This window comes from Trujillonella endophytica (assembly GCF_900110555.1).
GTDB lineage: Bacteria > Actinomycetota > Actinomycetes > Mycobacteriales > Geodermatophilaceae > Trujillonella > Trujillonella endophytica.
Map to the genome: position 1 here is coordinate 31,057 of NZ_FOEE01000001.1, position 24,217 is coordinate 55,273.

The window sequence follows — 24,217 nt, forward strand, 5'->3', positions numbered from 1 at the left end:
CCGGTCAGCCGAAGAACGCGTCGAGCGCCGGCTGGTCGGTCGGGCCCTCCCAGAACTCGGCCGTGCGCCCGTCCACCACCCGGAAGACGTGCGCGACCAGGGTCGAGAGGGAGCGGTCGCCGCGGTGCGCCGTGAGCCGCACCAGCGCCGTTCCGTAGTCGTCGTCGGCGCAGATGAGCAGCGGCTCGCCGCGCAGGCTGCCCTCGGTCAGCTCCATGATCCGGCCGAACAGCGCGAAGACCGCCTCCGTGCCGCGGTAGGTCCCCGACAGCGCGGTGTTGCCCGGCTCGTGCCAGACGATGTCGGGCTGCCAGAGCTCGGCCAGCACGGCCAGGTCGCCCTTGCCGAAGGCCTCGTACCCCTCGCGGATCCGCGCGGCGTTGGGGTGCTCGGACATGGTTCCTCCTCAGGGGTCGTCCCCCGTGGCGGGCGTCAGGGTCGACCCGCCGACCGGCGCCGGGAACGGCCTCGGGACCCCGTCCGGTGTGGCGGTGGCGGACCGTCCCCGGCCGGGGGCGAGCGGTCAGTGGCCAGGGTCGAGCCGTCAGTGGCGGGGCTCGACGGACCATTGCTCCCCTCGTGGCCCAGCTCTCCAGGTGGTCCGGAACCTGTGCTCCGGCAGATTGCCCGGAACTGTCTTACCTCGAACGTATGTTCGGGTCATGTCACGGATCGCCGGTTCGGTGTCGCTCGCGGAGGGCGTGCTGGTGGACTGGGCGGTCGGGGAGCCGGCGTTCCTGCCGCGGTTGCCGGTGGAGTTGTTGTCGCGGGCGCAGCTGGCGGTGGAGTTGGGGCGGGTGGTGGCGCAGGAGGCGTAGCTGGCCGCGTACAAGGCGGAGCTGGTGCTGGGGCTGGCGGATCTGTCGCCGGAGTCCGAGGACCCGCCGAAGCGTGGCCGCGGGTCGTGGGGCGCGGCGGCGCGGCCGGAAGGGGTGTCGGAGTTCTTTCCGGCGGAGTTGTCGATGGTGCTCAACTGCGGGCGGGGGTCGGCGGCGGCGTTGATCGGCCGGGCGTTCACCTATCGGACGCGGCTGCCGGGCACGTGGGGGGCGCTGGCGGTGGGGGTGCTGGACGAGCCGCGGGCGAAGGTGCTGGCCGAGGTGTGCGAGCACGCGTCGCCGGAGGTGGGCCGGGCGGTGGAAGCGGAGCTGCTGGAGGAGGCGCCGGAGCTGTCGCTGCGCCGGCTGCGGGCGCGGGCGGAGGCGGCGTTGGCCTCGCACGACGCCGCGGGGGTGCAGGAACGGCGGGAGCAGGCGGCGAAGGCCGCGGATGTGCGGGTCTATTCCTCGCCGCGGGAGGGGATGGCGACGGTGGCGGTGGAGCTACCGGCCGACGAGGCGGCCGCGGTGCACGCGATGGTCGATCAGCTGGCGCGGATGCTGAAGGCCGACGGGGACGACCGGCCGATCGGGCAGCTGCGCACCCGGGTGCTGGCGGATCTGGTGCTGCGTCCGTGGGATTCCTCCCGGCCGGCGGTGACCGCGCAGCTGCACGTGTGGGCGGCGCTGTCGGCGCTGGCCGGCACGTCGACGCAGGCGGGGGAGGTGAACGGGTCGGCGATCACCGCCGGCCACGTGCGCGAGCTGCTCCGCCGGTTGGACGCGCTCGGCGTGCGGCCGCCCGAAGGCGGATCGGTCACCGTCGGGGTGACCGACGAGGAGGGGGCGCTGCTGGCCACCGCCACGCTGGACCAGCTTCGGACGCTGGCCCGCCGCGGCTGTTCTCTTCATGCCGACGCGGAGTGCTCGTGCTCCGTGCTGGGGCGGCCGGCGGCGGTGGACCGGTACACGCCCGGCGCGGCGCAGGACCGGTTCGTGCGCACCCGCGACCGCACCTGCCGGTTCCCCAACTGCGGTCAGCAGGTCGGCTGGTCCGACCTGGACCACGTGGTCCCGCACGACTGCGACGGACCGACCGACTGCGCCAATCTGTGCTGCCTGTGCCGCAGCCACCACCGGCTCAAGACCTTCGCCCGCGGCTGGCGGTTCGAGATGAGTCCCGACGGGGTGCTCACGGTGACCACCCCGACCGGGATCACCCGCACTACCCGCCCACCGGCCATGCGACCACCACCGGAACCACCCGCCGCCGATCCCGCGACCGAACGGGATGAGCAGGGTCAACAAACCGGCGATGAGAGCCGACCGCCAGGCAGGGCCCGCCCGCTGAGCACCCGGGAACTGATCACGAGGTGGAAGAAGCCCGAGCCCCGCGGACCCGACGACCTACCGGACGACGATCCGGCACCCTTCTGACGCGCCGTGTCCGGGTTCGTCGCGCCGTCGTGTCGGTCGCCGCGCCGTCGTGGCGGTGGCTGGGCGGCGACGCGACCGCCGGCCGGTCAGCGGCGGCGCAGGAAGGGCAGCCGGCCGAGCAGCCCGCGCGCGCCGCCTCCGGCCTGCCCGGTGGACGGCGCCCGCGCGAGGTCGGGATCGGGCTCCGGGACGGCGGCCAGGGCGGCGTGCCGCTCGTGCAGCCGGGAGCGGACGTCGTCGGCGGTGTAGGCGCGGCGCTGGCGCTCGTTGCGGGCCAGCACCGCCCCGGTCGCGGCCACCCCGGCGAGGCCCGCCAGGCCGAGCAACTTCAATACCGGCTTCTTGACCTGCTTGCGGGTGCGCACGGTCGCCTAACGTAGCCGCGTGCCCCCGCCCCGCGCGCTCCCGCTCAGCGAGGCCGTCGAGCTCACCCGCACCGGTGACGTCTGGGTCTTCCGCGGCGCCTCGCTCGCCGACCGGGCGATCCGGGCGGTCACCAACGCGCCGGTCAACCACGTCGGCATGGCCGTCGTCCTCGAGGACCTGCCGCCGCTGCTGTGGCACGCGGAGCTCGGCCGCTCGCTGCCCGACGTGTGGACCGGTCAGCACCAGCGCGGCGTCCAGCTGCACGACCTGGCCGACGCGGTCCGCACGTGGCGGCAGAGGTACGGCCAGTCCGCGTGGCTGCGCCAACTGGTCGGCCCGGCCGACGACGGCGGGGTGACGGCGGAGATGGAGGACGCCGTCCTGCGCACCGTGGCCCGCTTCGACGGCCGGCCCTTCCCGACGACCCGCGGCATGGTCACCGGGTGGCTCAACGGCCGGGTGCGCCGGGGAACGGCGGCCGAGACGGTCTTCTGCGCCGAGCTGGTGGCCACCACCTACACCGCGATGGGGCTGCTGCCCGCCGACCGGCCGCGCAACTGGTACGACCCGGGCAGCTTCTGGTCCGGCGACGACCTGCCCCTCCTGCAGGGCGCGACCCTCGGCCCCGAGGTCCCCGTCGACGTCCCGGCGAAGCCCGCCTGACCTGGACGTCCACCCCGCCATGCCCTAGAGATGTGCGGGGCGTCACCATCGGCACGGGCCGGTGGGCGCGGACAGGGGAGTGGGCACCGATGCGCGACATCCGCGAGGTACCGGCCGAGGAGTACTGGGACGAGCTGCGCCGGCGCTGGGGCGGGCTCCTCAGCTACCGCTACATCGGCGCGCAGTTCTCCTCGATGAACGCCAACATCACCGACCCCTCGGTCACCCTGCGGCGCGACATGCGCAACGCCGCCGGCGGGATCATGGCCGCGCCGCTGTCCATCTGCTCGCCCGGCGGCATCGCCCGGTCCGACCTCGAGGCCGTGCCCAACCCGGTGATCCACTCGCTGCAGATCCTCGACGACGCCGTCGACGTCCGGCGCGTGCTGGTGACCGACTCGGTGAGCCTGCACGAGGGCCGCCGGATGGGGTACTCCCGGACGAAGATCGTCGACGCCGACGACCCCGACCGCGTGATCGCCTTCATCGAGTCCCAGGGAGCCTCCATCGGCGACGTCCCGCCCGGGCTCGGCAAGTTCGACGACGACCCGATCGACCACATCGAGGACTCGCCGGACCTGCCGCCGCTGTGGCAGGTCTTCGGCGGCAGCCGGCGCGACGACGGGCACTGGGTGCTGCCGGAGCTCACCGTCGAGCTGGCCTCGCCCGACGCCGCCCTGCACATCGGACCGCAGCACGTGATCCTCGAGGCCGCCGCGGTGGAGCTGGCCGCGGAGCGGGCCGGGACCGACCGCCTGCAGGTGTGGAGCAAGACGGTGATGCACCTGTCCCGCGGCAAGGTCGGCCCGTTCCGGGTGGACGGGACGACGTCGACCGGGCGGGACGGGAGCGGCCGGATCGGCGTCCAGCTGACGATGTTCGACGAGGGCAACGGCGACCGGGCGGTGACCTCCGCGGCGTTCGTGTTCGGGCCGGCGCGCGCGTAGGAAGGTCTCCACAGTGTCGTACCGAGGTGCCATCGTCGAGTGGCACGGGTAAGGCACGAGTGGGCGACTCCCGACGTTGATCCTGGTGCGCGGGAGAGCCCCGCAGGAGGGCCGCCATGAGCAGCGTCCACTGGCTCCGACCGGACATCGCCGGGGACCTCGTCGCCGTCGCGTTCGCCACGGGAGCCGCCGCACCACGCGAGATCCGGATCCGACCCGAGCTGTACGCGCGGATGGTCGAGGAGTTGCCGCCCGACGTCCGCCCGACGGTGACGGATCGGCACCGCATCGGAGCCGCGCCGGGGGTGCCGCTGGTCATCGACCCGGCGCTCCCGGCGTCCCCTGGCTTCGAGGTCGTCCGCGAGCCTGCGACCGCCGCCTAGCCCTAGCCCTGGTTCTGGCCCCGCCGGCGCACCATCTCCGCGATCCGGACGGGCGCGAACGGCGACGTGCCGTCGGCCGGGGTGCCCCGGTCGCCCACAGCCGGAGCGCCGGGTGCCGGTCGCCCCGCGCCGCCCAGGCGGACGAGGCGGTCCCCGGGGGCGGCCACCGCGTCGTCGTGGGTCACGCAGACCACGACCCGGCCGGCCAGCGCCTCGCGCAGGTCGCGCACGAGCGCGGCGGCGGTCGGCGGGTCGAGGTGCGCGGTCGGCTCGTCGAGGAGGACGACGTCGCGGTCGGCCAGCATCGCCCGCGCCGCGGCCAGCCGCCGCCGCTCCCCACCGGAGAGCGCGGTGCCACCGGCGCCGACCGGGGTGTCGAGGCCGTCCGGCAGCGACGCGAGCAGGCCTCCGAGGCCGGCTGCGATCAGTGCCGCGCGCATCCGCGCCTCCCCGGCCGGCCCGGCCAGCTCCCCGCGCGGGGCCGCCAGCGCCAGGTTGGCGCGGATCGTCGAGGAGAAGACGTGCGCCTCCTGCGGCAGCCAGGCCAGCCGGGAGCGGACGGCGTCGCCGGTGAGGTGCGCGGTGTCGACGTCGGCCATCGCGTAGCGCCCGGTCCGGGGACGCAGCGCGGCCATGAGGACGGCCAGCAGCGTCGACTTGCCCGAGCCCGAGGGCCCGCGCACGACCAGCCACCCGCCGTCGGCGGCGGCCGCGGCGTCCAGGCCGCGGAGCACGTCGGGGCCGCCGGGCCACCCGGCGCGCAGCGACGCCACGGTCACCTCCCGCACCGGGGCCGGCGCGGGCCGGGGATCGGTCGGGTCGGCGGGCACCGGTGCGGTCAGCACCGCGTCCAGGCGGCGGTGGGCGTCGGTCAGCGCGCCCCGGCGCTGCAGCGCTCCGACCAGGCCGCCGAGCGGGTCGGCCAGGGCCAGCGGGGCGAGGGCGAGCACGGCGAGCGTCGGCCCCTCGACCCCGGCGGAGGCCCCGACGGCCGTTGCGGCGACCGCGGCGACGCCGGTACCCAGGCCGATCAGCGCGGTGCCGAGCGCGGCGGCGCGGCTCGCGGTGGCCGACGCGCGCCCGCGGCTGCGCCCGACGGCGGCCAGGACGGTCGCGGTGCGCGCGGCCAGGCCGTGGGCGCGCAGGTCCGCGGCCCCGGCCAGCAGCGTCGTCGCGTCGCGCAGGGCCGCCACCCGGAGCTCGCCCTCGGTCCGGGCCGCACCGGCGTCCACCCGGCGGTGCGCGGCGAGCACGCCGGCGACGGCGAGCCCGAGGACGGCGGCCGCGGCGGCCGCGGCGGCGGGGGAGAGCAGCGCCATCGCGGCGAGCGTGCCGGCGGTGACGGTCCCGGCCACCAGCGCCGGCGGGAGCACCCGCACCGACAGGTCCTGCACCAGGCCGACGTCGCCGACGACACGGGCCAGGGCCGTGCCCGGCGTCCGATCGGCGGCGATGCCCTGCGCGGCCAGGGCCCGCCACACCCGGACCCGCAGACTCGCGGCCTGCCGGAGCGCCGCGTCGTGCGCGGACATCCGCTCCAGCCAGCGCAGCAGGGCGCGGCCGATGCCGAAGAAGCGGACGCCGACGATCGCGACCATCAGCGTCAGGATCGGCGGCATCTCCGCGGCCCGGACGATCAGGTAGCCCGACACCGCGGTCAGCGCGACCCCCGCGCCGGACGACGCGGTGCCGGCCAGCACCGCCCGGAGCAGTGCCCGCCGCGGCCACCCCGCTGCGCGTCCCTCCCCGCCGAGATCGGCGATCTCGGCGGGATGAGCGGCGGATGCCGCCGAGATCGCCGATCTCGGCGGAGCAGAGGCAGCGGGAGAGGCGGGGAACGGCGGGGCAGCGGGAGAGGCGGGGGACGGCGGGGGAGCGGCCTCGGCGGCGGCGGCGGTGGCGGCGGCGGGCGGGGCGGGCAGCTCCACCGTCCGGTCGGCCAGGGTGGCGAGCGCCGGGTCGTGGGTCACCAGCAGCGCGGTCACGGCGCCGCGCAGCGAGGCCAGGACCGCGGCGACCCGATCGGTGGCGGCGGCGTCCAGGTGGGCGGTCGGCTCGTCGAGCAGCAGCAGCCGGGCACCGCGGCGCACCCGCACCAGCGCCCGGGCCAGCGCCACCCGCTGGAGCTCGCCGGGCGAGAGCGTCTCGCAGGCCCGCCCGGCCAGCCCGCTCGCGCCGACCCTGGCCAGCGCCTCGACGACGTAGGCCTCCGCGACCAGCTCGTCGACCCCCGGCTCGGCGCCCGCGTGCCGGCGCAGCTCGTCGGCGACGGTGGGGCCGGTCGTGCGCGGGTGCTGCGGCACCCAGGCCACGGCCCCCGCGGGCACGCCGGAGACCGTGCCGCCGACGGTCGCGGACGGCGGCAGCACCCCGGCCAGGGCGGCCAGCAGCGTGGACTTGCCCGATCCGCTGCGGCCGGCCAGCGCGACCAGCTCGCCGGGGCGCACCTCGAGGTCGACCGGCGGCAGGGCCGGGACGCCGCGGCCCGGGTGGTGCACGGCCAGCCCGCGGACGGCGACGTCGGCGCCGCGGGGGTCGTCGTCGGGGCCTGCCGCGGTGAGCACCGCCGGACCGTCGTCCGCGGCGAGCACCGCGCGCGCCTCCGCGGCGGCCAGCGTCGCCGCCTCGTTGGCGTGGTGCGCCGCGCCCAGCGCGCGCAGCGGGGCGAACGCCTCCGGGGCGAGCAGCAGCGCGGTGAGGGCCACCGTGAGCGGCAGGTCTCCGTGCACGAGTCGCAGGCCGGCGGTGACCGCGACCAGCGCCACCGACAGGGTGGCGATGAGCTCCAGCACCAGCGAGGAGAGGAACGCCAGCCGCAGCGTGGCCAGGGTCCGCCGCCGGGCCGCGTCGCCCAGCTCGGCCAGCGCGTGCGCCTGCTCCGCGGCGCGGCCCAGCCCGACGAGCACGGGCAGGCCGCGGACCAGCTCGGCCACGTGCGCGGCGATCCGGTCCAGGGCGCGGGCCGACGCCGTCGTCCCGTCCCGGGTGGTGAGCCCGACGAGGACCATGAACAGCGGCACCAGCGGCAGCGTGACCGCGACCAGCACCGCTGACAGCAGGTCGGTGGCCGCGAGCACGACCAGCAGCGCCGGGGGGACGACGAGCGTGGAGGCGAGCGCCGGCAGGTACGTCGCGAGCCCCGGCGCGAGGTCGGCCAGCCGGGTGGTGGCCAGCACGGCGGCCGGCCCGGCGCCCCCGGCGGCCTCGACGGCGGCGGGGGAGACGGCCAGTCGCGCCAGCAGGCGCTCGCGCAACTGCTCCTCGGCGCGCCGGGCGTCCCGGGCGGCCAGCAGGTCGCCGACCGCCCCGGCGCCTGCCCGCAGCGCCGCACCGGCCGCGGCCGCGGCCAGCGGCGGCAGCACCGCGCCCTCGGCGTACCCCGCGGCCCGGCCGACGGCGTGCGCGAGCCCGGCGGCCAGCAGCACCAGCCCCGCCGCCTGCGCGAGGGCGGCCAGCGCCGACCGGACCAGCGTGCCGCGGAGCCCCGGCACCCCGTCGAGCGCCGCCAGCGGCCCGCGGGCGGGGCCCGTCGCACGGGGGACGCCGCTCATGCCGGCACCTGCGCCCCGCCCGCGTCGTCGGCGTGCCGTGGCTCGGTGGGCTGGGGCTGGGTGGGCTGTGGCTCGGCGTGCTGCGGCTCGGCGCTCAGCCGCTTCCGGAACACCCAGTAGGTCCAGGCCTGGTAGCCGAGCACGACCGGGAGCCCGATCCCGGCCGCCCACGTCATGACGGTGAGCGTGTAGTCGCTGACCGAGGCGTCGGCGAGGGTGACGTCGAAGGCGGCGTCGATCGTCGACGGGACGACGACGGGGTAGGCGGCCGCGAAGATCGTCGCGGCCGCGGCGACGAGCATCGCGCCCCACGCGGCGAACGCCTGCCCCTCGCGGCCCGCCCTGAGCCGCGCCCAGGCGGCGACGACCGAGAGCGCGGCGACCAGCCAGAGCACCGCGGTCGCCGGAGTGCCGTGGCGCAGGTGCACGATCGCGGCCCAGGCCAGCAGGGGCAGCGCGGCCACCGGCGCCCAGCGCAGCGCGAAGGCGTGCGCCGCGACCCGGATCGGCCCGTCGGTCTTGAGTGCCAGGAACACCGCGCCGTGCACCGTCGAGAACGCCAGCACCGACACCGCGCCCAGCAGCGCCGGCCAGCCCAGCCCGGCGAACGGGCCGCCGACCCGGTTGCCGTCGGCGTCGATCGGCAGGCCCAGCGTGGTGGCGCCGAGTGCCGCGCCGATGCCGAGGGCCGCGACCAGGGAGCCGACGGTGATGACCGTCGTCCAGGTGTCGTCCCACCGCTCGGTGTGGTGGGAGTGCCGCCACTCGAAGGCGACCGCCCGGACGATCAGCCCGAACAGCACCAGCACGAACGGCAGGTACAGCGCCGGCAGCCAGGTGGCGTACCAGCCGGGGAAGGCCGCGAACACGGCGCCGGCGGCGGTGATCAGCCACACCTCGTTGCCGTCCCAGAGCGGTCCGATCGTGCGGAGCATGACGTGCCGGTCGGCCCGCCGGCGCCCGAGGACGGGCAGCAGCGCAGCCACCCCGAAGTCGAAGCCCTCCAGCAGGAGGAAGCCGATCCAGAGCACGGCGACGGCGGCGAACCAGACGGTCTGCAGGTCCATGGTGGGTACCCCGATCAGTACGCGAAGGAGAGGACGTCGTCGCGGTCGCGACCGGCGGCACCGTCGTCGTCCGGTGTGCCCTCGGGCGGCGAGCCGGGCGTGGGCGTGCCGTCCCCGGTCGTGACGCCACGGCGGACGAAGCGGGTGATCAGCCACAACTCGATCACCGCGAGCACGCCGTAGACCAGCGTCAGCCCGATCAGGGAGGTCCACACCTCACCGGTGCTGATGCCGGGGGAGACGGCCTGGGCGGTGAAGAAGTAGACCTGCTCGCCCACCGGCACGTCGGGATTCGGGTAGACGACGAAGGGCTGGCGGCCCATCTCGGTGAAGATCCAGCCGGTGGCGTTGGCCACGAACGGCGCGGCGACGGCGAGCAGCGCGCCGTACACGCCGATCCGCGAGGTCGGCACGCGTCCCCTCCGGGTCGCCCACAACGCGTAGGCGGCGACCGCGGCGGAGACCAGGCCCATGCCGATCATCAGCCGGAAGCTCCAGTAGGTGACCGCCAGCAGGGGGCTGTAGTCGATCCGGCCGCCGGCGTTCTCGCCGAACGACGGGTCGTCGGGGTAGGTCTCGCCGTAGAGGGCCGCGTACTCCTCCTGCAGCTCGTTCACGCCGGGCACGGCGGACTCGAAGTCGCTGTGCGCGAGGAACGACAGCAGGCCCGGCACGGTCCACGAGTGGACGTCGTCGCACTCGTTGGAGCCCAGCTTGCCGAAGGCGAAGATCGAGAAGGGCGCCGGCGCCTCGGTCTCGCACAGCGCCTCGGCCGAGCTCATCTTCAGCGGCTGCTGGGCGTACATGAGCTTGGCCTGCCAGTCGCCGGTGACGGCCACGAGCACGAAGGCGGCCAGCGACACGAACCCGCCGAGCCGGACCGAGCGGCGCCACACCCCGTGATCGACCTCGCCGGTCGGCCGCCCGGCCAGCTTCCGCTTGCGCAGGTGCCACAGGCCGATCCCCACGAGCAGGGCCCCGGCGACCATGAGGGCGGCGACGATCGCGTGGCTGAAGGCCGCCAGCGCCGTGTTGTTGGTGAGGACGGCGAGGAAGTCGACCTGCACGGGCCGGCCGTCCGCGCCCACCTCGACGCCGACCGGGTGCTGCATCCAGGAGTTCGCGGCGATGATGAAGTAGGCGCTGACGATCGAGCCGATCACCGCGGCCCACAGCGCCGCCAGGTGCAGCTTCTTCGGGATCCGGCCCCAGCCGAAGATCCACAGGCCGAGGAACGTCGACTCCAGGAAGAAGGCCAGCAGCGCCTCGAGCGCCAGCAGCGAGCCGAAGACGTCGCCGACGAAGCGCGAGTACTCGCTCCAGGCCAGGCCGAACTGGAACTCCTGGACGAGGCCGGTGGCCACGCCGAGGGCGAAGTTGATGAGGTAGATGCGACCCCAGAAGCGGGTCATGCGCAGCCATTCCGGCTTGTCGGTGCGCACCCACATCGTGTGCATGATCGCGACCAGGATCCCCAGACCGATGGTCAGCGGGACCATCAGGAAGTGGTAGACGGTCGTGATCCCGAACTGCCAGCGGGCCACGTCCAGCGTGTCCAGCGCCACCACGTCCACCGGGGCTCCTCTTCTCGGTCGATGCGACGTATTCTTTCTACGTCACGTAGAAGACAAAGTTCTACGACACGTAGAAGAAGCGGCTGTGAGATGCCGGACAGGAGCGGTGGATGGCCTCGCTGGGCGACCTGGAGCGCGTCGTCATGGACCACCTGTGGTCCGCCGACGGGCCGCTGGCGGCGACCGACCTGCGCGACGCCCTGGCCGATCGCGGCCTGGCGCTGACGACCGTGCACACGGTGCTCGGGCGGCTGCAGCAGAAGGGCTTCGTCACGCACGACGAGGCCCGCCCGCGCCGCTTCCGGCCGACCGCCGGCCGCGCGGAGCACGCCGCCGGGCTCATGCACGAGGTGCTCGGTCAGGCCGCCGACCGGCAGGCGGTGCTGGCCCGGTTCGTCGGCAGCGTCGACGCCGAGGAGGCCGCGCTGCTGCGCCGGCTGCTCGACGGCCCCGCCCCCGGGGTCGGGTCGCCCCCGCCGGCCTGACGTGCTGCCCGCGACGGCGGCCGCGCTCGCCGTGCTGGCCGCCCTGCTGGCGTGGCCGGTGCCGGCGCTGCTCGGCCGCGCCCGCTGGCCTCGGCGCGATCCGCTCGCCGCGCTCGTCTGCTGGCAGGCCATCGGCCTCGCCGGCGGCCTGTCGATCATCGGTGCGCTGCTGGTGCACGGGCTCGCGCCGTGGGGCCACTCCCTGCCGGAGGCCACCTGGCACGTGCTGACCGGGGAGCCGGCCACCGGGGAGGTCCGCGGCGACCACTGGGTCACCCTCACCCTCGCCGGCGCCCTGGCCGCGGAGCTGCTCGGCGTGCTCGCGCTCTCCTGGTGGCGGACCGCGCGGACCCGCCGCCGCCACCGCGCGCTGCTCGAGGTCGTCGTCCGCCCGGCGGCCGCCGTCCCCGACGCGCGGCTGCTCGACACCCCCGCCCCGGTGGCCTTCTGCATCCCCGGCGCCCGGCCGCTGCTGGTGCTGTCGGCCGGCATGGTCGCCGAGCTCGACGACGCCCAGCTCGCCGCCGTCGTCGCCCACGAGCGGGCCCACCTGCGCGAGCACCACCACCTCTACCTGTTGCCGTTCGTGGCCTGGGAGGCGGCGCTGCCGGTGCTGCCCGCCGCGGCCCGCGCGCACGCCGCGGTACGCACGCTGGTCGAGATGCGGGCCGACGACGTCGCGCTCGCCGCGGTGCCGGGTCCCGACCCGCGGCGGACGCTGGCGCGGGCGATCGTCGCCGCGGGCGCGTCGGGCGGGGGCGGGGTGCCCACCGGGGCGCTCGCGGCCGGCGGCGGTGCGGTCACCGCGCGGGTGCGCCGGCTGCTGGGGCCCGCGGCGCCGCTGCCGCCCGCCGTCCGGGCCGCCGTGCTCGCCGCCGCCGGGCTGCTGCTCGCCGTTCCGACGGCGCTGCTGCTGCTCCCCGCCGTCGCGTAGGCCCGGGTCGCCGCCCGAGGGCGTGTCGCGCGCGAGAGTCCCGCCCGGTCAGCCGCCGACCCTGCCGGCCGTTTCCCGACGTTGCGGGCGGGATCCCGCAGGCAACGTCCGGAACCCGCCGGCGGGGTGGTCCCGCTAGGCCGACAGCGCGGCGGGGAGGTCGACGCCGGTGAGCTCGGCGGACGCGGCCCACAGCCGGGCGGCGAGCTCCGGGTCGCTGGCGGCGGGCGTCCGGCCGACCAGCGTGGGCGCGCCCCGGGTCTCGCCGAGGCGGCTGGGGCCCGCGTAGCCGCCGCCGGGGAGGTCCACCGTCGCGGCGAACAGCGTGGGCAGCGCCCCCTGCTCGCTGCTGGTGGCGACCACCCGGTTGGCCACGCCCATGACCGCGTTCCAGGTGCGGTTGCCGGTGTTGCCCTGCAGGTTGGTCGCCGAGTAGCCGGGGTGCGCGGCCAGCGCCCGCACCCGGGACCCCGCCGCGGTCAGCCGCAGCTGCAGGGTCAGCGTGAACAGCAGGTTGGCGAGCTTGGAGGCGGAGTAGGCGGCCATGGGGGAGTAGGGCCGGGTGCGCCAGTGCAGGTCGTCGACGTCGAGGCCGCCGGCCCGGTGGGTCGCCGAGGAGACGGTGACGACGCGGTCGGTCACGTGCGGCAGCAGCAGGTTCGTGAGGGCGAACGGGCCGAGGTGGTTGGTGCCGATGTGCCGCTCGAACCCGTCGACGGTCTCGCCGGCCGGCACCCACATGACACCGGCGTTGTTCACCAGCACGTCCAGGGGACCGCTCCAGCCGGCGGCGAAGTCGCGCACCGAGGCGAGGTCGGCCAGGTCGAGGCGGCGGACCTCCGTCGAGCCGGGCAGCCCGGCCGCCGCCGACTCGCCCTTCGCGACGTCGCGCACGGCCAGCACGACGTGCGCTCCCGCGGCGGCCAGGGCGCGGGCGGTCTCCAGCCCCAGACCGCTGTTGGCGCCGGTGACGACCGCGGTGCGGCCGGCCTGCGAGGGGATGTCGGCCGTCGTCCAGGAGGTCGTCATGCCGACCGAGCGTAGGCGGCGCCGGCCGATCGCCCCTCGGGCAGCGGCGCAGCGGCGTCCCGGTTCTCCCGCAGCGGCACGAAACCGCGCAGCCGCAGGCTGTTGGTCACCACGAACACCGAGCTGAAGGCCATCGCGGCGCCGGCGATCATCGGGTTCAGCAGCCCGGCCACGGCCAGGGGGATCGCCGCCACGTTGTAGGCGAAGGCCCAGAACAGGTTGCCCTTGATGACGGCGAGCGTGCGGCGGGCCAGCCGGATGGCGTCCGCCGCGGCGCGCAGGTCACCGCGGACGAGCGTGAGGTCGCTCGCCTCGATCGCGACGTCGGTGCCGGTCCCCATCGCCAGCCCGAGGTCGGCCTGGGCGAGGGCGGCGGCGTCGTTCACGCCGTCGCCGACCATGGCCACCACGCGGCCATCGGCCTGCAGCCGGCGGACGACGTCGACCTTGTCGGCCGGCAGCACCTCGGCGATCACCTCGTCGATGCCGACCTCGCCGGCGACCGCGCGGGCGGCCCGCTCGTTGTCGCCGGTCAGCAGCACCGGCCGCAGCCCGAGGTCGCGCAGCTGCCGGACGGCGGCGGCCGACGTCGGCTTGACCGTGTCGGCGACGACCAGCAGCCCGCGGGCCGAGCCGTCCCAGGCGACCGCGACAGCGGTGCGCCCGGCGGACTCGGCGGCGGCACGCGCGGCCTCGAGCTCCGGGGGCAGCGGCATCGATCCCTCCGCCAGCAGCCGCGGCCGCCCGACGACGACGGCTCGCCCCTCGACGGCCCCGGTGACGCCCAGGCCCGCCACGTTCGCGAACCCCTCGACCGCGGGCAGCGGGCCGTGCCGGTCGGCGGCGGCCCGGGCCACCGCGGCCGCGATCGGGTGCTCCGACGCCGCCTCCAGGGCCCCGGCCGTCCGCAGCACGGTGCCGGCGTCCTCCCCGGCGGCCGGGACGACGTCGTGCAGGGCCATCCGGCCGGTGGTGACGGTGCCGGTCTTGTCCAGGACGACGGTGTCGACCCGGCGGGTGGACTCCAGCACCTCGGGGCCCTTGACCAGGATGCCCAGCTGCGCCCCCCGGCCGGTGCCGACCATGAGCGCGGTCGGCGTGGCCAGCCCGAGCGCGCACGGGCAGGCGATGATCAGCACGGCGACGGCTGCGGTGAACGCCGCCGGCAGCCCGGCGCCCGCCCCGATCCAGAAGCCCAGCGTGGCCACCGCGAGCGCCAGCACGATCGGCACGAACACCGCCGACACGCGGTCGGCCAGGCGCTGCACGTCGGCCTTGCCGTTCTGCGCCTCCTCGACCAGTCGCGCCATCTGCGCGAGCTGGGTCTCCGCGCCGACGCGGGTCGCCCGGACGACGAGGCGCCCGCCGGCGTTGACCGTGCCACCGGTCACGGGGTCGCCGACGGCCACCTCGACCGGCACGGGCTCGCCGGTGAGCATGGAGGCGTCGACGGCGGACGAGCCCTCGGTCACCTCGCCGTCGGCGGCGACCTTCTCCCCGGGCCGGACGACGAACAGGTCGCCGGCGGCCAGCTCCGCGGCGGGGACCCGGCGCTCGGTGCCGCCGCGCAGCACCGAGACCTCCTTGGCGCCGAGCTCGAGCAGTGCCCGCAGCGCCGCACCCGCGCGCCGCTTGGACCGCGCCTCGGCGTACCGGCCGGCCAGCAGGAACGCGGTCACCCCGGCCGCGGCCTCGAGGTAGATGTTCGCGCCGCCGTCGCCGCGCTCGACGGTGAACGAGAAGGGGTGCGTCATGCCCGGCGTCCCGGCGGTGCCCCAGAACAGCGCGTACAGCGACCAGGCGAAGGCCGCCAGCGTGCCGAGCGAGACCAGGGTGTCCATGGTGGCCGCGCCGTGCCGCAGGTTGGTCCACGCGGCGCGGTGGAACGGCAGCCCGCCCCAGACGACGACCGGTGCGGCCAGGGTCAGCGACAGCCACTGCCAGTACTCCACCTGCAGCGCCGGGACCATCGCCATCGCCACGACCGGCACGCTCAGCGCGATCGCGACCAGCAGTCGCGTGCGCAGCGGCCCGTCCGGATCGTCGCCGGCCCCGGTGGGCACCTCGGGCTCGGGCCGGGGGAGCGCGGCGGTGTAGCCGGTCCTCTCGACCGTGGCGATGAGGTCGTCGGCGCTGACGTCGCCCTCGACGGTCACCCGCGCCCGCTCCGTCGCGTAGTTGACGGTGGCGGTCACGCCGTCCATCCGGTTGAGCTTCTTCTCGACCCGCGCCGCGCAGGACGCACAGGTCATCCCGCCGATCAGCAGCTCCAGCCGGGCGGGGGCCGACTCAGGCACGGGACACCTCCACGGTGAACTCCGCGGTGCGGACGACGTCGCCGTGCCGGAAGTCGAGGAACAGCCGGTGGGTGCCGGCGGCGGGGGGAGTGGTGGCGAAGACGACGTGCGGACCGGGCTCGGGCGCCGCGCCGGGCACCGCCTCGACCGGGTGCACGTGCAGGTAGCCGAGGTCGGCGGCGCGCAGCACCACGAGGTGTCCGTAGGCGCCGAGGTAGGGCTGGAGGTCGGTCACCGGCACGCCGTCGCGGCTCACGCTCAGGGTCAGCTCGCTCTCCACGCCGGCGGTCAGGGACCCGGTCAGGACGACGGTGTACCCGTCGACCTCCGCGACGGCCGCGGGCGGCGGCAGCTCCTGCGGGACGAACTCGCCCGGGACCGACAGGTCGGCGCCCAGCGTCAGCGCCTCCCCGAGGGCCGTGGGCGTGGTGTCGGCGACGACCCGCCAGCTGCCGGGGGAGAGGTCGAGGGGAACGCTCCAGGTGCCGTCGGGCGAGGGCTCGGGGTGCACGTGCTGGTACCCGCTGAGGTCCCGGCGGACGGCGACGAGGTGCAGGTCCTCGTCGTGGACGACGTCGAAGGCGGTGACCGGCGCGCCGTCGGGGCCGAGCACGCGGAAGGCGAGGACCGCGCGCCCCGCGGGCAGGACGTCGTCGACCAGGTCGAGGGTGTGCCCGGAGGCGCTGACCGCCAGGCCGCCGACGCCGGGGTCGGCCGTCGTGGTCTCCGGGTCGGGAGTCGCGGCGTGCTCCTCGTCGACGTGCCCGCCGTCGGCGTGCTCGGCGGGTGCCGGCTCGGCGTCCACCGGGCCGACCGCCGCGCCCACGCCCACGCTGGCGCCGAACACGGCGGCCAGCCCCAGGGCGAAGGCGGCGACCTTGGCGGGGGTGTTCACGGCGGGGTCAGCGCCCGGCCAGCTGGTACCCGGCCTCCTCGACGGCGGCGGCCACGGCGGCCTCGTCGATCGGGGTCTGGCTGGTGACGGTGACGGCGCCGGTGGGCAGGTCCACCGAGACCGCGGTGACGCCGGGCAGGTCGCCGACCTCCTCGGACACCGCGGAGACGCAGTGGCCGCAGGTCATGCCGGTGACGGTGAAGGTGCTGGTGGTCATGGTCGTCGCTCCAGGCGGGGGTTCGGGGTCAGCTGCGGACGAGGCGGGCGATGGCGGCCGAGGCTTCGCGGACCTTCTCCTCGGCCTCGGGGCCGCCGGCCTGCGCCGCGGCGACGACGCAGTGCGACATGTGCTCCTCGAGCAGGCCCAGGGCCACCGATTGCAGGGCGCTGGTCATGGCCGAGACCTGGGTGAGGATGTCGATGCAGTACTTCTCGTCCTCGACCATCCGCTGCAGGCCGCGGGCCTGGCCCTCGATGCGGCGCAGACGCTTGAGGTAGTCGTCCTTGCGGGAGATGTACCCGTGGGGGGCGTGCGCCGTGCCGTCGTCCATGTGCTGAGCATACCCCCAACGGGTATGCGCGGTCAGCCCCCGTCGCGCCGGGGCCGGTCCGACCGCAGCCGGTCGAGGATGCCCTGGAGCCGCGCCGTGGCGGCCCGTGCGTCGGCGAGCTCGTCCTCGAGGCCGGTGATGACCTCGGCCGAGGCGAGCGAGTGCCCCTCGTCGAGCAGGGCGCGCAGCCGCGCGGCGAGGGCGAGCTGCACCCGGGAGTAGCGGCGGTGCCCGCCGGGGGAGCGGTGCGGCTGCAGGACGCCGGAGCCGTCCAGGCTGCGCAGGAAGGCGGCCTGCACCCCCAGCAGGTCGGCGGCCTGGCTCATCGTGAGGGCGGGGAAGTCGGGGTCGTCGAGCCGGCGCAGCGGATCGCCCGGGCCTGGATCGCCGTGGCTGGTGCTCACCGTGCTCCCTCCTCGGATAGGCGACGGGGGCCGGACCTCGCGGTCCGGCCCCCGGTCCCTGTGTGCGGCCGCCGGGTCCGGCAGCCGCCCTCGCCGTCAGGCGTCGACGGCCCGCTGCTCGCCGGCCGGCTCGCCGTCGTGCTCGCCCTCGATGGTGCGCGCCTCGACGGCTGCGGGCGTGTCGGCGCGGGTCACCGTGATCTTGCGGGCCTTGGCCTTCTCGGCCACGGGGATGCTCACCGTGAGCACGCCGTCGTGGTAGTGCGCCTCGAGCCGATCCGTGTCGAGGCTGCGGCCGAGGACCAGCTGGCGGGTGTAGCTGCCGAACGGACGCTCGGCCACGGACCACTCGGCGCCCTCGACCTGCGGCACCGACCGCTCCGCGGAGATCGTGAGGGTGTTGCCCTCGACCGACAGGTCGATCGACCCCGGGTCGACGCCCGGCAGGTCGAAGTGGGCGACGAAGTTGTCGCCGACGCGGTAGGCGTCCATCGGCATGCCCGACAGCGGGCGGGCGGTCGTCGAGCCCCCGCGGCCGGTCAGCTGGTCCAGCGCCCGGAAGGCGGCGGACGTGGCGGCGAACGGGTCGTAGGCGGTCAGCATCATGGCTGGTCAACCTCCTGGTGTGCGGTGTCCGGTGTTCGCGGCCTGAGGTAGAACCTCTGGTGGCAACTAGAGATTACCTCGCACGGTGGAGTCTGTAAACATCCTCGTGCGGACTCTCTTCTCGGCGCTCCACCGCGGCGGTCGGACTGGTCAGGGCAGGTTCCGGCGCGGTAGGAACTGGCGCAGGAGGTGGACGTGGAGGAGACCCCCAGCCCAGCAGCTCCCGCCGGCGCGGGCGCCCTGGACGTCCGGGAGCAGCGCAACGGCAGGACGTGCACCCTCACCCTCGCCGGGGAGCTGACGGAGGCGGCCCGGCGACCCCTCGTGCGGGCCCTGACCGACGCGCTGCTCGAGGTTCCGACGCTGCGCCGGGTGGAGCTGCGCCTGGGCGAGGTGACGTTCATGAACTCCGCCGGCATGGCCGTGCTGGTGCAGCTGCTGAGGATGACCGCCCCGCGCGGGGTGGAGATCGTGCTGGTCGGCCCGCGCGCCACGGTCACCCGCCCGCTCCAGCTGGCGGGGCTCTGGCACCGCTTTACGGTCGCGGAGCACTGACCGGCCCGGCCCCGTCCGGGTACCGCCGCGAGCTTGCGAGGGGTGGGGGGACGCGGTCCCTACTCTGACCGGGTGCCGCCCAGCCACTCGCACTCCGCCGGCCACTCCCACGGCACGGACCCGGACGCGCCGCCACCGCCGCCCGAGGTCCTCGCCCGTCGTCGGCGCGCGGTGCAGCTGATGCTGTTCCTGCTGGTGCCGGTCGGCCTGGCCACGATCGTCGGCCTCGTCGTGCTGTGGCCCTCGGGCGAGACCTCCGCGGCGCAGGAGGCGGTCGAGGTGCAGTTCCCGGCCGGCACCACCTACGCCGACGGCCGCGTCGTCTCGGTCGACCCCTACGACTGCTCGCAGCCCGCCGGCGAGGGCGAGGTCCGGGAGCTGACCTGCGCCTCGGTCGTGGTCGAGGTGCTGGAGGGCGAGGGGGCGGGCGAGTACGAGCAGCTCGACCTCCTCCCGGAGGTGTACGCAGCCGGCGTCGAGGTCGGCGACGTCTTCGTGCTCACCCGGGACGGCGGCACCGAGGGCGGGGCCACCTACTCGTTCTCCGACTACGAGCGGACCACCCCGATGGTGCTGTTCGCGATCTTCTTCGCGGTGGTGGTCGCCGCGGTCGCCCGGCTCCGGGGCGTGGCGGCGCTGCTGGGCCTGGCCTTCGCCTTCGTCGTCCTGCTGCAGTTCATGCTGCCCGGGCTGCTCGCCGGGGAGTCGCCGCTGCTGGTCACCCTCGTCGGGTCGGCGGCGATCATGTTCGCCGTCCTCTACCTCGCCCACGGCTTCTCGGCACGGACGACGACGGCGCTGGTCGGCACGCTCTTCGGCCTCGCGCTGGTGGCCGTGCTGGGCGAGATCGGGGTGCGCACCGCCCGGCTGACCGGCCTCACCAGCGAGGAGACCGTGCAGCTGCAGGGCTACGACCCGGGCCTGGACTTCTCCGGCCTGGTGATCGCCGGCATCGTGGTGGCCGGGCTCGGCGTCCTCAACGACGTCACCATCACGCAGGCCTCGGCGATCTGGCAGCTGCACGAGGTCGACCCCGCGATGGGCTGGGGCCGGCTCTACCGCCGGGGCATGACGGTCGGCCGGGACCACATCGCGTCGACCGTCTACACCGTCGTGTTCGCCTACGCCGGCGCCGCGCTGCCCCTCCTGCTGCTGTTCGAGCTCTACTCCCGGCCGGCCGGCATCACGCTCACCAGCTCGGCGGTGGCCGAGGAGGTGATCCGTACGCTGGTCGGCGGCGTCGCGCTCGTGCTGGCGGTGCCGGTGACGACAGCCGTCGGGGCGTTCTTCGCCACGGCCTCGGGAACGGAGACGGACGCGATGTCGGACGACGCGATGTCGGACAAGGGGACGCCGGGCCGCGGGCTGGCCGCGCTGCGGTCGAGGCTCGCCCGATGAGCGCGCCGTCGACCGTGGCCACCGCGCTGCTGGCGGCCGCCGAGGCCGCGGAGGGCTTCATGCCCGCCGACGAGGGGCGCGCCCTGTACGAGGCCGCCCGGGTCGTCGCCGTGCCCGGCCCGCTGCTCGAGGTGGGCAGCTGGATGGGGAAGTCGGCGCTGTACCTGGCCGCCGCCGCCCGCGAGACCGGCCGCCACGTCGTGACCGTCGACCACCACCGCGGCTCCGAGGAGCACCAGCCGGGCTGGGAGTACCACGACCCGGCGCTGGTCGACCCGCACGTCGGGCTGGTCGACACCCTGCCCCGGTTCCGCCGGCAGATCGCCGAGGCCGGCGCCGAGGACGTCGTCATCGCGATCGTCACGCGCTCGGAGCTGCTGGCGCCGCTGTGGACGGCCCCGCTCGCCCTGCTCTTCCTCGACGGCAGCCACACCGAGGAGTCGGCCCGCCGCGACCAGGACGCCTGGGTCGCCAAGCTCGCCGTCGGCGGCACGCTGGCCATCCACGACGTCTTCCCCGACCCGGCCGACGGCGGCCAGGCGCCGTACGGGGTCTACCAGCGGGTCGTCGGCTCCGGGGACTTCGAGGAGGTGCCCGGCGCCGGGTCGCTGCGGCTCCTGCGCCGTGTCCGCTGACCGGCTGGTCGAGGAGCGGGACGCGGCGCTCGCCTCGATCGCCGCGCTGACCGGCGTGTTCGACGCCGTCGTCGCGGCCTCGAAGGCGTCCAACGCCGACGACGAGCACGATCCGGAGGGCGCGACCATCGCCTTCGAGCGGCAGCAGGTCGCCGCGCTGCTGGAGGCGGCCCGGCGCCGGCTGGCCGACGCCGAGGCGGCGCTGGCCCGGCGGGCCGAGGGCTCCTACGGGATCTGCGAGACCTGCGGCCGCCCGATCGGCGAGGAGCGGCTGGCTGCCCGACCGGCGGCGCGGACCTGCATCACCTGCGCCCGCTGAGAGGCATCTCGCGCGCGAGAGCCCCTAGCTGACGTAGCGGCGGGCCGACGAGCGGCGCTGGACGCCGTCGAGGCCACGCGTCCATGGTGCGCGCCCAGTGCTCCGGCGGCCTCCCGCACCGGAGGCCGCGGGCCGCGGGGGAGTCTCAGCCCGGGCGGGGCTCGAACTCCTCGTCGGCGTCCACCGGCGGCAGGGCGGCCGGGTCGGCGAAGACGCCGGCGGCGCCGGTCGTGCCGCAGAGGGCGTCCGCGGCCAGGACGACGGCGGCGGCGGTCCACGTCGTCCGCTCGATGGGCCAGCGCTTGCCGTCGGCGAAGACCAGGCCCGTCCAGTAGGCGCCGTCGTCGTCGCGCAGGTGCTGCATGGCGGCCACCTGCTCGAGCGCGTCGTCCGGGCGGCCGGCGGCGGTCAGGGCGAGCGCGAGCTCGCAGGTCTCCGCGCCCGTCACCCACGGCCGGTCGGACACGCACCGGATGCCCAGCCCGGGGACGACGAAGGTCTCCCAGTACTCGGCCAGCCGGTCGTCCGCGGCGCCGCCGGTGAGGGCGCCACCGAGGACCGGGTAGTACCAGTCCATCGAGTAGCGGGAGCGGTCGGCGAAGGCGTCCGGGCGGGTCCGCAGGGCAGTGCCGAGGTCGGTGGCGGCGAGCTCCCAGTCCGGCTGCGGCTCACCGACCGCGGCCGCGAGGGCGACGCCGCAGCGCAGCGCCTGGAACAGGCTGGCGTTGCCGGTGAGCAGCGCCAGGTCGTCCGGGGCGCCGTCCGGCCGCAGCGCCCAGCCGATCGCGCCGCCGGGCAACTGCATGCGGGTGACCAGGTCCAGGCCCCGCCGGACCATCGGCCACAGCTCGCTCACCAGGCCGTGGTCCCCGGTGGTCAGCCAGCTGTGCCACAGGCCGACGGCGAGGTAGCCGGCGTGGTTGCTCTCCACCGCCGGTGAGGTCTCGGTGTAGGTCCCGGCGACGGCGCGGTACTCCGCGGACCAGGAGCCGTCGGGGCGCTGCCGCGCGGCCAGCCAGCGGTAGGCCGCCGCAGCCCGGTCGTGCCGGCCGCCGACGTCGAGGGCCATCGCCGCCTCGACCGAGTCCCACGGGTCCAGCTGGCCGCCGCGGAACCAGGGCAGCGCGCCGTCGGCGTCCTGCTGGTCGGCGATCCAGCCGACCGTCTGGCGCACCTGATCGCCGGACAGCACTCCGGGCAGCTCCGGGAGGTGCACCGGCTCAGCGCGCAGCGGTCCGCTCCCTGTCCGACCGGCCCGGCCCGGCGGCCCACCGGCGCGCGGCGGGGGCAGCGGGCGCCGCAGCGGCGCCGGGCACGGCGGGCTTGTCGGCGTAGACCACCAGGCTCTTGCCGATGACCGGGTCGAGCAGCCGCTCCGCGGTGCGGGTGACCCACGGTCGCGTCGTCAGGTCCCAGACGAGCAGCCGGTGGTAGGCGCGGACGGCGGCGTTGTCCCGCTCCACCCCCGTGGCGCACTTGAGCCACCAGAACGGCGCGTGCAGCGAGTGGGCGTGGTGCTCGGCGCCGGGCCGGAGCCCCTCGGCGGCGAGCCGGGACCGCAGGTCGTCACCGCGGTAGATGCGCAGGTGGCCGCCCTCGTTGGCGTGGTAGGCGTCGGACAGCGCCCAGCAGATCCGCTCCGGCAGCCAGCGCGGCACGCTCACGGCGACCCGTCCGCCGGGCTTGAGCACCCGGGCGATCTCGGCCATCGCCGCGCGGTCGTCGGGGATGTGCTCCAGCACCTCGGCGGCGATGATCCGGTCGACGCTGGCGTCGGGCACCGGCAGCGCCAGCAGGTCGCCCCGGACGGCCGTCGCCGAGGCTCCGGCCGGCGCGTCGCCGGCCTCGCCGATCGCGGTGAGCCACGTCCGCGTCGTGGCGACCTCGTCCACACCCCAGTCCAGGGCCACCACGCGCGCGCCGCGGCGGTAGGCCTCGAAGGCGTGCCGCCCCTCGCCGCAGCCGAGGTCCAGCAGCGTCATCCCCGGGCGCAGGTCGAGGAGGTCGTAGTCGACGGTCAGCACGCAGCGGTCCTCACGAGTCGGCCTTCTTCCGGTCGAGCACCTCGGCGTACCAGGCGGCGGTCCGCTCGGCCGCCGAGCGCCAGGTGTAGGCGGCCAGCACGCGCCGCCGCCCGGCCCGGCCCAGCTGTTCCTGCAGGCCGGGGGAGTCCAGCACCAGCTCCAGGGCCGCGGTCAGCTCACCGACGTCGCCGGCCTTCACCCGCAGGCCGGCCTGGGTGCCGACGACCTCCGGCAGCGCGCCGGCGTCGGTGGTGACCAGCGGGGTGCCGCAGGCCATCGCCTCGATCGCGGGCAGCGAGAAGCCCTCGTACAGCGAGGGGATGGCGACGACGGCGGCCTGCTGGAGCAGCCGGACGAGCTCGGTCTCGGGCACGGAGCCGGTGAAGGTCACGGCGTCGTGCAGCGCCAGGCGCTCCAGCGCGGTCTGCGCCGGGCCGCCCGGCCGGGCGCTGCCGACGACGGTCAGGTGGACCGCCCGCTCGGTGCGCAGCTTGGCGACGGCCTCCAGGAGGTGGACCAGGCCCTTGAGCGGCACGTCGGCGCTGGTCACGACCACGATCGACTGCGGGTCGCGCGGCCGGCCCGGCGGCGGGGGCGAGAAGGTGTCGGGGTCGATCCCGACCGGGATCACCTCGATGCGCTCCGCGGGCACGTGCAGGTGCGTGCCGATGTCGGTGCGCGAGCTCTCCGAGACGGTGGTGACGGCGTCCAACCGCGGGGCCACCCGGGCCTGCATGCGGGTGAAGGCGTACCAGCGGCGCAGGGTCAGCCGGCGGTAGGCCGACGGCGCCGCGGCCAGGTCGAGCTCGCGGTCGATGGCGACGGGGTGGTGCACGGTCGCCACCGTCGGCACGCCGGCCCTGACCAGGCGCAGCAGCCCGTATCCCAGGCTCTGGTTGTCGTGGACGATGTCGAACGGGGCGAGCCCGGACTCGGCGCGGCGGGCGAGCAGCAGGCGCGCGGCCCGCAGGCTGAAGGTCAGCGGCTCGGGGAAGCCGGCGACCGCCATGGTGCCCCACTCCGCGACGTCGACCCAGTCGCGGATCTCCGAGGGCCGGACGACGCGGAAGGGGTCGGGCTCCCGGTACAGGTCGAGGCTGGGCACGTGGACCAGCGGCACGCCCGCGTCGAGTTCGGGGTAGGGCTGGCCGCTGAGGACCTGCACGTCGTGCCCGAGTTCGATCAGCTCGCGGGACAGTGCGCGGACGTAGATGCCCTGACCACCGCTGTGCGGCTTGCTGCGGTAGGACAGCAGTGCGATGCGCAGCGGCCGTCCCAT

At 76.0% G+C, this 24,217-nt stretch carries 26 protein-coding genes; 11 read left to right on the top strand and 15 right to left on the bottom strand.

Annotated elements, in window-relative coordinates:
* Nucleotides 1-4: 4 nt before the first annotated feature.
* The gene (locus BMY88_RS00165; protein WP_091938929.1) at nucleotides 5-397 is read right to left on the bottom strand and encodes a nuclear transport factor 2 family protein; all 393 of its coding nucleotides are present in this window, start codon (nucleotides 395-397) and stop codon (nucleotides 5-7) included.
* Between the two features lie 265 nt (nucleotides 398-662).
* Here BMY88_RS00165 and BMY88_RS24245 point away from each other — a divergent pair, with 265 nt between their 5' ends.
* Nucleotides 663-818, top strand: coding sequence for a hypothetical protein (locus BMY88_RS24245; RefSeq protein ID WP_244524373.1), 156 nt, complete (start codon nucleotides 663-665; stop codon nucleotides 816-818).
* A 24-nt stretch (nucleotides 819-842) separates the two neighbouring features.
* On the top strand, nucleotides 843-2,255 hold the full coding sequence (locus BMY88_RS00170; RefSeq protein ID WP_244524374.1) for an HNH endonuclease signature motif containing protein: 1,413 nt from the start codon (nucleotides 843-845) through the stop codon (nucleotides 2,253-2,255).
* 86 nt (nucleotides 2,256-2,341) lie between these two features.
* Here BMY88_RS00170 and BMY88_RS00175 read toward each other — a convergent pair whose 3' ends face one another.
* Complete coding sequence (locus BMY88_RS00175) at nucleotides 2,342-2,620, bottom strand: hypothetical protein (protein WP_139220361.1); 279 nt, start codon at nucleotides 2,618-2,620, stop codon at nucleotides 2,342-2,344.
* A 19-nt stretch (nucleotides 2,621-2,639) separates the two neighbouring features.
* Between BMY88_RS00175 and BMY88_RS00180 the strand changes: the two genes are divergently transcribed.
* The 3 genes from BMY88_RS00180 (at nucleotide 2,640) to BMY88_RS00190 (ending at nucleotide 4,614) form a co-directional block, all read left to right on the top strand.
* Nucleotides 2,640-3,284: a hypothetical protein gene (locus tag BMY88_RS00180; protein WP_091938933.1), complete on the top strand. Its 645-nt coding sequence runs from the start codon at nucleotides 2,640-2,642 to the stop codon at nucleotides 3,282-3,284.
* An 89-nt stretch (nucleotides 3,285-3,373) separates the two neighbouring features.
* Nucleotides 3,374-4,231, top strand: a complete 858-nt coding sequence (locus BMY88_RS00185; RefSeq protein WP_091938936.1) for a hypothetical protein — start codon at nucleotides 3,374-3,376, stop codon at nucleotides 4,229-4,231.
* Nucleotides 4,232-4,347: 116 nt separating this feature from the next.
* The gene (locus tag BMY88_RS00190) at nucleotides 4,348-4,614 is read left to right on the top strand and encodes a hypothetical protein (RefSeq protein WP_091938938.1); all 267 of its coding nucleotides are present in this window, start codon (nucleotides 4,348-4,350) and stop codon (nucleotides 4,612-4,614) included.
* Between the two features lie 2 nt (nucleotides 4,615-4,616).
* Here the strand turns inward: BMY88_RS00190 and cydC are convergent, their stop codons facing one another.
* From cydC to BMY88_RS00205, 3 genes are read right to left on the bottom strand one after another with little or no spacing between them, the layout of a single operon-like run.
* The gene (gene cydC / locus BMY88_RS00195) at nucleotides 4,617-8,165 is read right to left on the bottom strand and encodes a thiol reductant ABC exporter subunit CydC (protein WP_091938940.1); all 3,549 of its coding nucleotides are present in this window, start codon (nucleotides 8,163-8,165) and stop codon (nucleotides 4,617-4,619) included.
* Complete coding sequence (gene cydB, locus BMY88_RS00200) at nucleotides 8,162-9,232, bottom strand: cytochrome d ubiquinol oxidase subunit II (protein ID WP_091938942.1); 1,071 nt, start codon at nucleotides 9,230-9,232, stop codon at nucleotides 8,162-8,164. Before cydB ends, cydC begins: the two co-directional genes overlap by 4 nt.
* A gap of 14 nt (nucleotides 9,233-9,246) precedes the next feature.
* Complete coding sequence (locus BMY88_RS00205) at nucleotides 9,247-10,806, bottom strand: cytochrome ubiquinol oxidase subunit I (protein ID WP_244524375.1); 1,560 nt, start codon at nucleotides 10,804-10,806, stop codon at nucleotides 9,247-9,249.
* Between the two features lie 110 nt (nucleotides 10,807-10,916).
* On the opposite strand from BMY88_RS00205, the gene BMY88_RS00210 reads away from it, so the two are divergent.
* Together BMY88_RS00210 and BMY88_RS00215 are read left to right on the top strand one after the other, a co-directional pair.
* Nucleotides 10,917-11,291, top strand: a complete 375-nt coding sequence (locus tag BMY88_RS00210) for a BlaI/MecI/CopY family transcriptional regulator (RefSeq protein WP_091938944.1) — start codon at nucleotides 10,917-10,919, stop codon at nucleotides 11,289-11,291.
* Nucleotide 11,292: 1 nt separating this feature from the next.
* Entirely contained in the window at nucleotides 11,293-12,225 is a 933-nt protein-coding gene (locus tag BMY88_RS00215; protein WP_091938947.1) for a M56 family metallopeptidase, read from the top strand.
* Nucleotides 12,226-12,360: 135 nt separating this feature from the next.
* On the opposite strand, the gene BMY88_RS00220 is transcribed toward BMY88_RS00215, so the two are convergent.
* The 7 genes from BMY88_RS00220 to BMY88_RS00250 all read right to left on the bottom strand — a co-directional run bounded on the left by BMY88_RS00220 (nucleotide 12,361) and on the right by BMY88_RS00250 (nucleotide 18,007).
* Nucleotides 12,361-13,254: an oxidoreductase gene (locus BMY88_RS00220; RefSeq protein WP_091938949.1), complete on the bottom strand. Its 894-nt coding sequence runs from the start codon at nucleotides 13,252-13,254 to the stop codon at nucleotides 12,361-12,363.
* Entirely contained in the window at nucleotides 13,251-15,506 is a 2,256-nt protein-coding gene (locus BMY88_RS00225; protein ID WP_091939883.1) for a heavy metal translocating P-type ATPase, read from the bottom strand. The genes BMY88_RS00220 and BMY88_RS00225 overlap by 4 nt, the downstream gene beginning before the upstream one ends.
* A gap of 37 nt (nucleotides 15,507-15,543) precedes the next feature.
* Entirely contained in the window at nucleotides 15,544-16,446 is a 903-nt protein-coding gene (locus BMY88_RS00230; RefSeq protein ID WP_091938951.1) for a hypothetical protein, read from the bottom strand.
* Nucleotides 16,447-16,453: 7 nt separating this feature from the next.
* Nucleotides 16,454-16,663, bottom strand: a complete 210-nt coding sequence (locus tag BMY88_RS00235; RefSeq protein ID WP_091938953.1) for a heavy-metal-associated domain-containing protein — start codon at nucleotides 16,661-16,663, stop codon at nucleotides 16,454-16,456.
* Between the two features lie 28 nt (nucleotides 16,664-16,691).
* On the bottom strand, nucleotides 16,692-16,997 hold the full coding sequence (locus BMY88_RS00240; RefSeq protein ID WP_091938955.1) for a metal-sensitive transcriptional regulator: 306 nt from the start codon (nucleotides 16,995-16,997) through the stop codon (nucleotides 16,692-16,694).
* A gap of 32 nt (nucleotides 16,998-17,029) precedes the next feature.
* Nucleotides 17,030-17,401, bottom strand: coding sequence for a MerR family transcriptional regulator (locus BMY88_RS00245; RefSeq protein WP_244524376.1), 372 nt, complete (start codon nucleotides 17,399-17,401; stop codon nucleotides 17,030-17,032).
* Nucleotides 17,402-17,497: 96 nt separating this feature from the next.
* Complete coding sequence (locus BMY88_RS00250) at nucleotides 17,498-18,007, bottom strand: Hsp20/alpha crystallin family protein (RefSeq protein ID WP_091938957.1); 510 nt, start codon at nucleotides 18,005-18,007, stop codon at nucleotides 17,498-17,500.
* A 195-nt stretch (nucleotides 18,008-18,202) separates the two neighbouring features.
* On the opposite strand from BMY88_RS00250, the gene BMY88_RS00255 reads away from it, so the two are divergent.
* The 4 genes from BMY88_RS00255 to BMY88_RS00270 all read left to right on the top strand — a co-directional run bounded on the left by BMY88_RS00255 (nucleotide 18,203) and on the right by BMY88_RS00270 (nucleotide 20,914).
* The gene (locus tag BMY88_RS00255) at nucleotides 18,203-18,562 is read left to right on the top strand and encodes an STAS domain-containing protein (protein WP_244524377.1); all 360 of its coding nucleotides are present in this window, start codon (nucleotides 18,203-18,205) and stop codon (nucleotides 18,560-18,562) included.
* 72 nt (nucleotides 18,563-18,634) lie between these two features.
* The gene (locus BMY88_RS00260; protein WP_091938961.1) at nucleotides 18,635-19,960 is read left to right on the top strand and encodes a YibE/F family protein; all 1,326 of its coding nucleotides are present in this window, start codon (nucleotides 18,635-18,637) and stop codon (nucleotides 19,958-19,960) included.
* The gene (locus BMY88_RS00265) at nucleotides 19,957-20,595 is read left to right on the top strand and encodes a class I SAM-dependent methyltransferase (RefSeq protein WP_091938963.1); all 639 of its coding nucleotides are present in this window, start codon (nucleotides 19,957-19,959) and stop codon (nucleotides 20,593-20,595) included. The genes BMY88_RS00260 and BMY88_RS00265 overlap by 4 nt, the downstream gene beginning before the upstream one ends.
* Nucleotides 20,585-20,914 carry a TraR/DksA family transcriptional regulator gene (locus BMY88_RS00270; protein WP_091938965.1) on the top strand — a complete coding sequence of 110 codons (330 nt, stop codon included), beginning with the start codon at nucleotides 20,585-20,587 and terminating at the stop codon, nucleotides 20,912-20,914. The genes BMY88_RS00265 and BMY88_RS00270 overlap by 11 nt, the downstream gene beginning before the upstream one ends.
* 145 nt (nucleotides 20,915-21,059) lie before the next feature.
* Here BMY88_RS00270 and BMY88_RS00275 read toward each other — a convergent pair whose 3' ends face one another.
* From BMY88_RS00275 to BMY88_RS00285, 3 genes are read right to left on the bottom strand one after another with little or no spacing between them, the layout of a single operon-like run.
* Entirely contained in the window at nucleotides 21,060-22,130 is a 1,071-nt protein-coding gene (locus BMY88_RS00275) for a prenyltransferase (protein ID WP_091938967.1), read from the bottom strand.
* Between the two features lie 4 nt (nucleotides 22,131-22,134).
* The gene (locus BMY88_RS00280; RefSeq protein WP_091938969.1) at nucleotides 22,135-22,938 is read right to left on the bottom strand and encodes a class I SAM-dependent methyltransferase; all 804 of its coding nucleotides are present in this window, start codon (nucleotides 22,936-22,938) and stop codon (nucleotides 22,135-22,137) included.
* Nucleotides 22,939-22,948: 10 nt separating this feature from the next.
* Nucleotides 22,949-24,217: a glycosyltransferase family 4 protein gene (locus BMY88_RS00285; RefSeq protein WP_091938971.1), complete on the bottom strand. Its 1,269-nt coding sequence runs from the start codon at nucleotides 24,215-24,217 to the stop codon at nucleotides 22,949-22,951.